Origin of the sequence: Streptomyces sp. NPDC058326 (genome assembly GCF_042879855.1) — a bacterium.
Classification (GTDB): domain Bacteria; phylum Actinomycetota; class Actinomycetes; order Streptomycetales; family Streptomycetaceae; genus Streptomyces.
In genome coordinates, this window is record NZ_JBHVZO010000016.1 from 151,335 (window position 1) to 163,310 (window position 11,976).

Sequence of the window (11,976 nt, forward strand, 5' to 3'; positions counted from 1 at the left end):
GGTCCGACCCGATCCAGTGAGCTGCCGCCGAGCCCGGAGGCCCCTGAGCGCCGGATCGCCCTACCTGATGACGGTGAGGACGACCGCGAGCACGGCACTGAGAACCGTCAGCGTCGCCGCGAACGCCTTGCCTGACGCGGCGACACAGTCGGGGACCGCGTTCCCGCCCCAGCGGCCGACGGCGAACGCGGCTCCGGCCACCAGCAGTGAGAAGACCACCGCCAGGCCGATCGCCATGATCACCATCGCGGCGTGGGTGACGTTCACGGCTTCTCCTCCAGCAGGTTCGTGTACGTGGTGCGCGGTGCGCTGCGCACCGCCCTGAATCGACGATCCACCCCCCACCCGTGCGCGTGAACCGGTTGGATGTTGTTCGCGGGACAACACGGGGTTGTGCGTTGAACAACCCCCTTCGGGAGGGTGACGTGGGGACAGCGAAACGGCCCGGGCGGCCATGGGCGGAGGCTCGTGGGGCCTGCCAGGAGATCAACGACCTCGTTCATGTCCTGCGCGGCTGGCTCGACGAGTCCCATGTGACGGTGGGCAGACTGCACCGTCTCCTCACCCCCGAGCACTTCGGCAGCGGTGCGATTCCCCCGCTCTGGCGACTCCGTGAACAGCTCAACGGCATCGGTCTGAGCTGGGAGGTGGCCGAGGCCGTCGCCGACGTGTGCTTCCCCGCGGAGACGGGGGAACAGGCGGCCCACCGCCTTGAGCAGGTCCGTCCGTTGTGGACCGCGGCAGGACGAGCCCCCACGCCGACGTCCGCCGGCTCCGCCTACGACCTCGTCGAGGCACAGCAACGCACGATCGCCGCCCTGGAAGAGCTCAATCGTGTGCGTCAGGCATTCGAGGTCAGCGAGCAGGCCCGCCTGCAGGCCCTTCAGGTGGCGACCGTCCTCTTCGCCCTGCTCGGTCAGACACAGGCGCAGGTCGCCCAGCTCACCCGGCAGCTCGACGCGATGAGGGCGTCCGGGAACCCCAGGCCCGCGGAGGTGGTGAAGGCCGAGACCCGGCTGGACCGGGCCCAGCACCAGACGGAGGACCTGCGGCTGCAGCTCGCGCGGGCCGAGGACGAGAGGGACAGAGCGCAGCAGGTGGCGGATCTGGCAGCGCGCCGGATCAGCCGCCTGGAGGCGGAGCTGCGAGGGCTGCGTCCCGACGCGGACGCCGGTGAGCAGCCGGTCGGTCCGGCTGTGGTGCTGCCCGGTCCACGGAGTACGACAGTGGACGACGACGCCCTCGATCAGGTCGACGCCGCGCTCCAGAAGGCCCGTGACGTTCTCGACCGCGAGCACGAAGCAGTCCAGGAGGCGGCTGAGGACGTCGGCTGGTTCGCGGCCGGCACCGGGAGGGCCGACGAGAGGATCGTTCCCGGTGAGGCCGTCCGTGAGGAACCACGCCCGCCCGGCGCGGACGATTCTGAGGGGTTGTTCGGAACAACCCCTGACAACTCGTCCGCCGGTGGCAGGCGACCTCCCCGCACGGCCTTGCCCGGCCGGCCGAGTTCGGACACCGTGCGTTTCATCGGGGCGGCGACCCGGCGCATCGCGCGCGGCCTCGACCTGGACGAGATCGTGCTCGGCCTGTGCCGGGCCACCGTGCCGTCGTTCTCCGACGAGATCCTGGTCTATCTGCGCGACCCGCTGCCGGTGGGCGACGAGCGCCCCGTGCGCCCGTTCGTGCTGCGGCTGCGCCGTACCGACCGTATGCGGCCTTCGCGAGTACCGGGCGAGGAACACGTACTCGTACCCGACCCTGCTCCCACCCGGGCAGCCGAACGCCGCGAGGTGCGGCCCGGCGGTGCGCTCGCCGTGGTGCTGAGCGGGGTGCAGCCGGTCCTCGGCGACTCCGCCGCAGCCGGGAACGCACTGGCCGAGCTTCTCGGCGCGGACCACGCGGCGGAGAGGGGTCGGCAGACGATCCTCGCCCCCGTGCGGGGGCGCCGAAGGATCATCGGAGCGATCGTGTTCGTCCGCCGGCCCGAGACACCCGCCTTCGAGCCGGACGACCTGCAGGTAGCCGCCCAGTTGGCCACGCACACCGCGCTCGGCATCGACAAGTCCGTCCTCTACGGGCGTGAGGCGTACATCGCGGACGAGCTCCAGCGGACGATGCTGCCGGTCTCGCTTCCGCAGCCGGCCGGCGTGAAACTGGTCTCGCGCTATCTGACGGCGGCCGAGACGGCACGCGTCGGCGGCGACTGGTACGACTCGATCCCGCTGCCCGGCAGCAGAGTCGCCCTGGTCGTCGGTGACGTCATGGGCCACTCCAGAACGGCGGCGGCGATCATGGGCCAGCTGCGCACCACGGCGCAGACCCTGGCCGGTCTCGACCTGCCGCCGCAGGAGGTCCTGCACCGCCTGGACGAGCAGGCGCAGCGGCTCGGCGAGGACCGGATGGCGACCTGTATGTACGTGGTGTACGACCCGGTCGCCCACCGGTTGACGGTCGCCAACGCGGGCCATCCGCCGCCCGTCCTGCTCCACCTGGGTGGTCGCGCCGAGGTGTTGCGGGTGCCGCCCGGCGCGCCGATCGGGGTCGGCGGGGTCGAGTTCGAGGCGGTCGAGCTGGACGCCCCGGCCGGCGCCACGCTCCTGCTCTACACGGACGGACTGGTCGAGTCCCGGATGCGTGACGTGTGGACCGGGATCGAGCGGCTGCGGGACAGGCTCGCGGCGGCCGCGCAGGTGACCGCCCCCCACGCGCCGCCCTTGGAGGCGCTCTGCGACGACGTCCTCGACATGCTGGGGCCCGGCGACCGGGACGACGACATCGCGCTGCTCGCGGCCCGTTTCGAGGGGATCACGCCGAGCGACGTGGCGTACTGGTTCCTGGAGCCGGAGGACGCGGCCCCGGGGCGGGCCCGGCGCCTCGCCCGGCGGGCGCTCGCCCGCTGGGGTCTTGAGGAGCTGACGGACTCGGTGGAGCTGCTGATCAGCGAGGTGGTGACGAACGCCGTGCGGTTCGCCGAGCGGCCGCTGACGCTGCGGCTTCACCGTACGGACGTGCTGCGCTGCGAGGTCGCCGACGACTCACCCCAGATGCCGCGGCAGGGAAGGGTCCGCCCGTCGGACGAGAGTGGGCGTGGACTCTGGGTGGTGAACCGGCTCGCACGGCGGTGGGGGACCACCATGCTGCTGGGCGGCAAGGTCGTCTGGTTCGAGGTGGAGATCTCCGAGCGGACATCCGCACCGGACCGGTAGCCGGGCCGGGAGACGTCACCGGGCCGGCCGCCGCCGCGGGCAGGACGGCCGGCCGGAGGACCGGTTCGGGCTGAGCGGGCAGGGGCTCGGCCCGCTTGAGGGCGGGGATGCGGATCGGGGTGACGAAGGCGCCGCGTTCCGGGCCCGAGCCGACGAAGGAGACGTTCCGGTGACCCTCCCCGTCATCCCGGGTTGACAGCCGTTCGGGTCGCTCAACCTCCGGACGGTGCCTGCGCGGCGGGGTACGGAAGCAGTTCGCTGGAGCCGCGGACCACCAGGCGGGTCGGGACCATGACGGTCCGGGCGCGGGTGCGGTCGCCGTCCAGGCGGGCGAGGGCGGTCCTGGCCGCCGTCTCGCCGATGGCCGCCGGGTCCTGGGCCACGACGGTCAGGGCCGGTTCGAGGACATCGGCGAGCGGCAGGTCGTCGAAGGTGACCAGGGCGATGTCCTTGCGTCCCTCGCGGGTGAGCTGCGCGATGACTCCGAGGGCCATGATGTTGTTCGCCGCGAACAGGGCCGTGGGGGGATCCGGCAGGGCAAGGAGCGCGGTGGTCTCGGCGGCGGCCCCGTCCTGGCTGTGCCCGCCGGTCACCAGGGCCCGGTCGTACGGCAGACCGGCCTCGGCGAGCGCCGAGCGGTAGCCGGCGAGCCGCTCGCGCCGGGTGTAGAGCTTGGCGGGAAGGTCCCCGATGAAACCGATCCGGCGGTGACCGCGGGCGATGAGGTGGGAGACGCCCTCGTGGACGCCGGTCCGGTTGGAGCTCACCACGCAGTCGGCGGACAGTCCGACCCCCGGCCGGTCGAGGAACACCACGGGCATACCGGCCGCGCGCGGTGCCTTGAGATGACTGTGGTCGGCTCCGAACGCGGGCACGACCATCAGCATGCTGACCCGCCGGGCGAGGAAGGTCTGGATCAACGCCCGCTCCCGGTCCGGATCCTCGGCCGACGAGCCCATGAGCAGGGTCAGCCCCCGGCTCCGCACGGCGTCCTCGATGGCGCCGGCGACGGTTCCGAAGAAGGGGTTGCCGAGGTCGGGCACGACCAGACCGACGGTGGTGTCGGGGCCGCCGACGCGGATGTTGCGGGCCATCAGGTTCGGCTGGAAGCCGAGCTTCGCGACCGCTGCGAGGACCCGCTCGCGGGTCTGCGGGGAACTCGGTCCGTCCTCGTTGAGCACCCGGGACACCGTCTTGGCGCTGACGCCCACTTCCCTGGCGACATCGGCCAGTGTGGGGCGGCGGTTCGCGGCCATGTACCACCGTTCCTGTGCGTTCGGCGGGCCCGGCCCCCGCTCGGGGCCGGGCCCGCTGTCCTGACTGTGCGGCGACCCTGTGGTCTGCGCGGCGGTCCCCCCGGCGGCGACTCAGTGGGCGGACACTCCTGCCGCCTGGGCGGCATCCGCGTCGGCAACGACCGTACCCCCATTGTCGTTCACCCTGAGCGCCCCGGTCATGATGGCGACGACCTCCGCCATGGAGTGGTCGGACGGCTTGATCAGCGCCTCGCGACGGCCGAGCCGGTGGATGTGGATGCGGTCGGCGATCTCGAAGACGTGCGGCATGTTGTGGCTGATCAGAACCACGGGCATGCCCTTGTCGCGGACCCGGCGGATCAGGTCGAGGACCTGCCCCGACTCCTTGACGCCCAGCGCCGCGGTCGGCTCGTCCATCACGACGACGCTCGTGGCCCAGGCGACCGACCGCGCGACCGCCACGGCCTGGCGCTGACCGCCGGAGAGCGTCTCCACCGGCTGCGTCAGCGACCGCAGTCCGATCTTGAGGTCGGCCATGTGGGCTGCCGCCTCCTGGCGCATGCGCTTCTTGTCGAGCATGCGCAGCGCGCTGCCGAGGAAGCCCGGCCGGCGCAGCTCGCGCCCGAGGAACATGTTGGAGGCGATGTCCATGGAGGAGGCGACGGCCAGGTCCTGGTAGACGGTCTCGATGCCGTGCTGCCGGGCGCTCTGCGGCCCGGCGAACCTGATGGGTTCGCCGTTCAGCCGGATCTCGCCCTCGTCCGGGGTGAGCGCACCGGTGAGGGCCTTGATCAGACTCGTCTTGCCGGCGCCGTTGTCGCCGATGACGGCGAGGACCTCGCCGGGCAGCAGGTCGAAGTCGGCGCCGTCGATGGCGGTGACATGGCCGTACCGCTTGACCAGGCCGCGGGCCTGGAGCACGGGCGTGACGTCGGCGGTGCTCATCGGGTCTTCCTCCGGGAGATCTGGTCGACGGTCACGGCCAGGATCACCAGTACGCCGGTGATCAGGGTCTGGTAGATGGAGGCGACGCCCATCAGCTGGAGGCCGTTGCGGAACACACCGACGATGAGGACGCCGATGAAGGTGCCGAGGACGGCCCCGCGGCCGCCGAAGAGGCTGGTGCCGCCGAGGACGACGGCGGTGATGCTGTCCAGGTTGTCGGTCTGCCCGGCCTGCGGGTCGCCGACGCCGGTGCGGGAGACCATGAGCAGTGCGGCGATTCCGTAGACGAGTCCCGCCAGGGTGTAGATGCCGACGGTCAGCCGGGAGGTGCGGATGCCGTTCAGCCGGGCGGCCTCGGGGCTGTTGCCCAGGGCGTACACGTGCCGGCCCCATGACGTGCTGCTGAGCGCGTAGGCGAAGAGCAGGAACAGGGCGATGGTGACGATCGAGCCGTAGGTGATGTCGGTGTTTCCGAGCGGGAACGTCTCACCGAGGGCGGTCAGCGGCGCCGGGAGGTCGGTGATCGTCTGCTCGGCCGAGTAGATGTGGGTCAGGGCGAACGCCACGTTCAGCATGCCGAGGGTGACGATGAACGGCGGGAGCGGGATCAGCTGCACCAGCAGGCCGTTGATCAGGCCGAAGCCGGAGCAGACGACCAGGCCGAGAGCGATCGCGGCGAGCGGCGACAGGCCGCCCTCGGCAGCCGTCTTGGCGATGACGATGCTGCCGAACGCCATCACGGCACCACAGGAGAGGTCGATGCCCGCGGTGAGGATGATCAGGGTCTGCCCGATGGCCAGCGTGCCCACGACCATGACCTGCTGGACGATCAGCGAGAAGTTGCCGCCGGAGAGGAACTGCTCGGTCGTCAGGGAGAAGAAGACGCAGGCCAGCAGCAGCGCGACGAGTGGGCCCGCGGTCGGTGTGGCGAGCAGCCGGCGGACCGTGGTCGGTCCTTTCAGCTGGTCGTAGGGCAGGGTGGTGGCAGTCATGTGGGTCCTTGCCGGTGGTCGGTGATCGGTGGTCGAGGCTGGGTGGGTGGGCGGTGGTCGATGGAAGTCGGGCCGACCCATCGGCCGGGGAAGTCGAGCCGGCGGCCGGGGAAGTCGGCCCGGCCCATCGGCCGGGGGAGCGACCGGTCAGAGGCGGGCTTCCATGGCGCCCGCCCTGACGCGGGGCTCAGCCCCAGCACTTCTCCAGGCCGTACGCGGTGTCCTTGGCGTCGACACCCGGCTGGGCCGTGTCCGTGATGAGCGTGACGCCGGTGTCGGTGTAGCCGGACGCCTTCTTGCCGTCCTTGGCGAAGTCCACGACCGCCTTGACGCCCCTGGACGCCATCGCGAGCGGGTACTGCTGCGAGGTCGCCGCGATCTTGCCTTCCTTGACGGCCTTCGTGCCGGTGCAGCCGCCGTCGACGGAGACGACCAGCACCTTCTTCTCCAGGCCCTTCGCCTTCAGCGCGGTGTAGGCGCCCAGTGCGGCGGGCTCGTTGATCGTGTAGACGACGTTGATGCCGGGGGACTTCTGGAGGCAGTTCTCCATCGCGGTCTGGCCCTTGGCCTGGTCGCCGCCGGTGTCCTGCATACAGACCACCGACGGGTCGCCCTCCGCGATGCCGAAGCCCTTGAGGAAGCCCTGGTGGCGCTGCACACCCACCGCGACGCCGGGCGCGAGGTCCAGGGTGGCGATCTTCGCCTCCTTGCCGGCCATGGCGGCCTTGGCGTACCGGCCGATGAGCTCACCCGCCTTGACGTTGTCGGTGGCGAAGAGGGCGTCGGTGGCGTCCCGGGGCTCGGTCGGGCTGTCGAGCGCGATGACCAGGACGCCCTTGGCGCGCGCCTTCTCGAGGGCGGGGACGATCGCCTTGGAGTCGTTGGGCGTGATGAGGATGCCCTTCACGCCGGAGTTGACCATGTTCTCGATCGCGGTGACCTGGCCCGCGTTGTCACCGTCGAACTTCCCGGCCGCGCTGACGAGTTCGACGCCGTTGTCCTTGGCGGCCTGCTCGGCGCCCTCCTTCATCTTCACGAAGAACGGGTTGGTGTCGGTCTTGGTGATCAGCCCGACCTTGGTTCCGCCGCCGGACCCTCCCTGCGCACCGGAGCCGCAGGCCGTCAGGGTCAGCGCCGAGACGGCGGCGAGGGTGGTGAATCCGATGGCGGCGCGGGTGGTGCGGTTTCTGCGAAGCATGACTGATCTCCTGCTGGACGAGGGCGGAACGGCCGCGCGGAGCGAAGGGCTGCTGCGCGAGGGACTGCTGCTGTCGAGGCTCCCGCGAGTGTCATCGTTGACCGATGTCATCGTTGACACTGCTTGCGGAGGATGATGAACTCCGTCACCCGGAAACGTCAATGCCTTGGCGCCGTCACAAATCGGCAACGCCGCCCGCACCGCCCCACGTCGGGAGCGGCGCTCTTCACGGAGAGCGGCGCTCTTCCTTCACGGAGAGCAGTGCTCTCGGTGAGTTTCCTCAAAGCCCCGCGAAAACCGCAGCCTTCTCGCGCTGCCCACCTGGAGAGAACGAGTCATGCGCCTGCCTCTGGTCACTGTCCTCGGAGAATGCGTCGCGGACGCCTTCACCGTCCCCGCGCCCATGCCGGGTGAGCTCGCCCTGCGGGTCCTGCCGGGCGGCGGTCCGGCGAACACAGCTGTGGCGCTCGCCCGGTTGGGCACGCCGTCCCGCTTCCTGGCGCGGCTGTCCGACGACGTCTTCGGCCGGCTGTTCCGCGGTCATCTGGAGGCCTCGGGTGTCGATCTCTCGGCTGCCGTACGCGCACCCGAGCCCAGCACCCTGGCCGTCGCCGAACTCGACGCCGAGGGCCGGGCCGCGTACTCCTTCCACGCCCAGGGCACCGCCGACTGGCAGTGGACGGCGGACGAGCTCGCCGGAGCGGACCTCACCTCCACGGCCTGCCTGCACTCGGGCTCCCTGGCCCTGGTGCGCGAGCCCGGCGGCGCGGTCGTGGAGGACTTCCTCGCCCGCGCCTCCGTGACGGCCACGATCTCGATCGACCCGAACGTCAGGCCGCTGCTCGTGGCGCCGGAGGTCTACCGCGAACGCCTGCCGCACTGGTGCGCGCTCGCGGACATCCTCCGTCTCAGTGAGGACGACCTGGAGCTGCTGCTCCCGGGGTGCACGATCGAGCGAGCCTGCGACACCTGGCACGCGGCGGGCGTCCCCCTCGTCGTGATCACCCGCGGGGAGCGCGGCGCGGTCGCCTCGCTGAACGGCGAGCGGGCCGCCGTACCGGCGCCCACGGCCGACGTGGTCGACACCGTCGGTGCGGGCGACTCCTTCACCGCGGGCCTCCTGCACCATCTCGGCGACAAGGGGCTCCTCGGTGGGCGGCTGACGGACCTGCGGGTGGACGACGTCGTCGACGCCTGTGCTTTCGCCTCCCGGGTGGCGGCGCTGACCTGCGGCGTCGTCGGCCCGAACCCGCCCTGGGCCCGCCAGCTGCGGATGCCGGCGCCCGCGGCCGGCCGTACCGCCGGCTGAAACGTCGACTGGAGTCGGCTCAACCTCCCACCGACGCCGGCTCAACCGCAGCCCGCAGCCCGCAGTCCGCAGCCCGCCGCCCGCCGCCCGCAGTCCGCAGCCTGCAGTCCGCCGCCCGCCGCCCGGCTGAACCGTCCGCCGAGCCGTCGATCGGGCCCTCGGCCCGGCCCGGCGGCCCGAACGAACTCCGCCAGAGCCATTGACGTGCCACGCGGAGCTCGCCCATCATCACTCCCCAGCAGATGTCATCGCTGTCACATGTCATCGATGACATTCCGTTTCCCGGGTCGCCCCCACCGCCCGGCCCTGCGAATCCCCCGGTGTCGTACCTACGCAGCGGACGCCGAGACGACACCGCCGCCCCCAGTGCAGGAGAAACCATGAGCCGATTTCCCGCACGCCGCCGTGTCCCGCTGCGCCTCGTCGCCGCCGCGGCCGCGACCTGTGCGCTCGCCGTCACCGCCGTCGCCCCGCAGGCGGCGGCCGAGGCCGGCCGGCCGTACACGGAGACGTACCGCCCCCAGTTCCACTTCAGCCCCGCGGAGAACTGGATGAACGACCCCAACGGACTCGTCTGGTTCAAGGGCGAGTACCACCTCTTCTACCAGTACAACCCGAGCGGCGACACCTGGGGCGACATGTCCTGGGGCCATGCCGTCAGCAAGGACCTGGTGCACTGGCAGGAACTCCCCCTCGCCCTCTCGCACGACGACGAGGAGATGGTCTTCTCCGGCAGCGCCGTCGTCGACCACGCCAACACCACCGGGTTCGGGACCGCGGAGAACCCCGCGATGGTCGCCGTCTACACCAGCCACTACAAGGACGACGGCAAGCAGGCCCAGTCCCTGGCGTACAGCACCGACCGCGGGCGCACCTGGACCAAGTACTCCGGAAACCCGGTGCTCGACATCGGGTCGAAGGAGTTCCGCGACCCCAAGGTCCAGTGGTACGCCCCCACGAAGAGCTGGCTGATGACGGTGTCGCTGTCCACCGAGCACAAAGTCCGGTTCTACTCCTCCAAGGATCTCAAGAGCTGGACGCATCTGAGCGACTTCGGCCCGCGGAACGCGGTGGGCGGCGTCTGGGAGTGCCCCGACCTGTTCCCGCTGCCCGTCGACGGCGACCCCGGGCGCGTCAAGTGGGTGCTCGTCGTCAACATCAACCCCGGTGGAATCGCGGGAGGTTCGGCCGCCCAGTACTTCGTGGGCGACTTCGACGGCAAGCGGTTCGAACCCGACGGCGACGGCTCCTACACGCCCCCGCCCGGCCTGGTGCTGCAGGACTTCGAGGGGACCGACTACGGCTCCTGGCGGACGACCGGCACCGCCTTCGGCGACGGACCCGTCCCGGCGCCCGCGCCCGGCACGTCGGGTACGAGCGGCTTCGAGGGCAAGGGACTCGTCGACAGTTTCCACAGCGGTGACCACGAGACCGGCACGCTCACCTCACCGCCCTTCACCGTCGCCGCCCCGTATCTCAACTTCAAGGTGGGCGGCGGCCGTCACCCCCACGTCCCCGGCTCCGTGATGGGCGACTCACCCGCGCCCGCGGGAGAGGTCCTCGCCGACTTCGAGCAGGGCGGCTACGGTTCCTGGACGGCCACTGGCACCGCCTTCGGCGACGGGCCCGCACCCGGCACCCTCCCCGGGCAGCACGAGGTGTCCGGATACGAGGGCGGCGGCCTGGTCAACACGTTCCTGGGCGGCGACGGGACGACGGGCACCCTCACCTCGCCCGCGTTCACCATCGACGCGAAGCACCTCAACCTCCTCGTGGGCGGTGGCAACCACCCCTCCGGATCCGACGCCCCCACCGCTGTCCGGCTCGTCGTCGACGGCAGGACGGTACGCAGTGCCACCGGCACCGACTCGGAGTCGCTCAACTGGGTCTCCTGGGACCTCGGTGACCTCGCAGGCCGGACCGCGCACATCGAGGTCGTCGACGAGAACACCGGCGGCTGGGGGCACATCCTGCTCGACCAGGTCATGCTCTCCGACACCCCGGCACGGCCCCGCTCGACGGAGACCACGGTCAATCTCCTCATCGACGGCGAGGTCGTCCGGAGTGCGACCGGCGCGGACAGCGGAAGCCTGGACTGGGCCTCCTTCGACCTCCGCGCTCACCAGGGCAAGCAGGCCACCCTCCAGCTCGTCGACATGAACAAGGCCGGCTGGGGCCATGTCATGGCCGACCACTTCGTCGCCGCCGACCGGCCGGCCGTCTCGGCCCTCCAGCGGGCCGACTGGGTCGACCACGGCAAGGACTACTACGCCGCCGTCTCCTGGGAGGACGCCCCCGACGGCAAGCGCCGCATGATCGGCTGGATGAACAACTGGCAGTACGCCAACTCCATTCCGACCTCTCCCTGGCGCAGCGCGCAGAGCATCCCGCGCGAGATGGCTCTGCGCACGGTGAACGGCCGGATCCGGCTGACGCAACAGCCCGTTTCCACCGTGGAGTCGCTCCACGGCCCCTCGGTCAGCGTGCGCGGCACCAGGATCGCGGAAGGCTCCGTACCGCTGGCGGCGGGCCGGGCCGACGGCAAGGCGCTGGACATCCGGGCCACGTTCACCCTCGCCGACGCGGAGCGTTTCGGGTTCAAGGTGCGCACGGGCGAAGGCGAGGAGACCGTCATCGGCTACGACAAGGAGACCCAGGAGCTGTACGTCGACCGGACGCGTTCGGGTGCGGTCGACTTCCACCGCGACTTCCCCGGCGTCCAGCGCGCGCCGCTGGCGGCAAGGAACGGCAAGGTCGAGCTCCGGATCCTGGTCGACTGGTCCTCGGTCGAGGTGTTCGGCGGCGAGGGCGAGGCCGTGATCACGGACCAGATCTTCCCCCGTCCGGACAGCGACGGCATCCGGCTCTTCGCCGAGGGCGGCTCCGCCCGCCTGGACAGCGCGAAGGTCTGGCAGGTGCGGTCGTACCGCGACTGAGTGCCCGCGCAGGCCAGTTGAGGGTGCGGAGGCGGGGGGCCCGGGGGCCGGGGGGCGCCCCCCCCCCCGGGCGGAAACCCCGGGGGCCCCCGGGCCCGCGGGGGGTGAAAGGGGAAAGGACAAAAAAAAAAAAA

At 71.2% G+C, this 11,976-nt stretch carries 8 protein-coding genes; 3 read left to right on the forward strand and 5 right to left on the reverse strand.

Annotation, left to right across the window (positions count from 1 at the left end):
* Positions 1-60 precede the first annotated feature (60 nt).
* Positions 61-267 carry a hypothetical protein gene (locus tag ACFVYX_RS26700; RefSeq protein WP_389684031.1) on the reverse strand — a complete coding sequence of 69 codons (207 nt, stop codon included), beginning with the start codon at positions 265-267 and terminating at the stop codon, positions 61-63.
* Positions 268-425: 158 nt separating this feature from the next.
* Between ACFVYX_RS26700 and ACFVYX_RS26705 the strand changes: the two genes are divergently transcribed.
* Complete coding sequence (locus ACFVYX_RS26705) at positions 426-3,206, forward strand: SpoIIE family protein phosphatase (RefSeq protein WP_389684032.1); 2,781 nt, start codon at positions 426-428, stop codon at positions 3,204-3,206.
* 212 nt (positions 3,207-3,418) lie between these two features.
* On the opposite strand, the gene ACFVYX_RS26710 is transcribed toward ACFVYX_RS26705, so the two are convergent.
* The 4 genes from ACFVYX_RS26710 to ACFVYX_RS26725 all read right to left on the reverse strand — a co-directional run bounded on the left by ACFVYX_RS26710 (position 3,419) and on the right by ACFVYX_RS26725 (position 7,597).
* Complete coding sequence (locus tag ACFVYX_RS26710) at positions 3,419-4,462, reverse strand: LacI family DNA-binding transcriptional regulator (RefSeq protein WP_389684033.1); 1,044 nt, start codon at positions 4,460-4,462, stop codon at positions 3,419-3,421.
* Between the two features lie 111 nt (positions 4,463-4,573).
* A complete protein-coding gene (locus ACFVYX_RS26715) occupies positions 4,574-5,407 on the reverse strand; it encodes an ATP-binding cassette domain-containing protein (RefSeq protein WP_389684034.1) in 834 nt (277 codons plus the stop codon).
* Positions 5,404-6,399 (reverse strand): ABC transporter permease, encoded by a 996-nt coding sequence (locus ACFVYX_RS26720; protein ID WP_389684035.1) that lies wholly within the window; start codon positions 6,397-6,399, stop codon positions 5,404-5,406. Before ACFVYX_RS26720 ends, ACFVYX_RS26715 begins: the two co-directional genes overlap by 4 nt.
* A 187-nt stretch (positions 6,400-6,586) precedes the next feature.
* Positions 6,587-7,597, reverse strand: a complete 1,011-nt coding sequence (locus ACFVYX_RS26725) for a sugar ABC transporter substrate-binding protein (RefSeq protein WP_389684036.1) — start codon at positions 7,595-7,597, stop codon at positions 6,587-6,589.
* 337 nt (positions 7,598-7,934) lie between these two features.
* Here ACFVYX_RS26725 and ACFVYX_RS26730 point away from each other — a divergent pair, with 337 nt between their 5' ends.
* Positions 7,935-8,906, forward strand: a complete 972-nt coding sequence (locus ACFVYX_RS26730) for a carbohydrate kinase (RefSeq protein ID WP_389684037.1) — start codon at positions 7,935-7,937, stop codon at positions 8,904-8,906.
* 380 nt (positions 8,907-9,286) lie between these two features.
* Complete coding sequence (locus tag ACFVYX_RS26735; RefSeq protein WP_389684038.1) at positions 9,287-11,842, forward strand: GH32 C-terminal domain-containing protein; 2,556 nt, start codon at positions 9,287-9,289, stop codon at positions 11,840-11,842.
* The last annotated feature ends 134 nt before the right edge of the window (positions 11,843-11,976 follow it).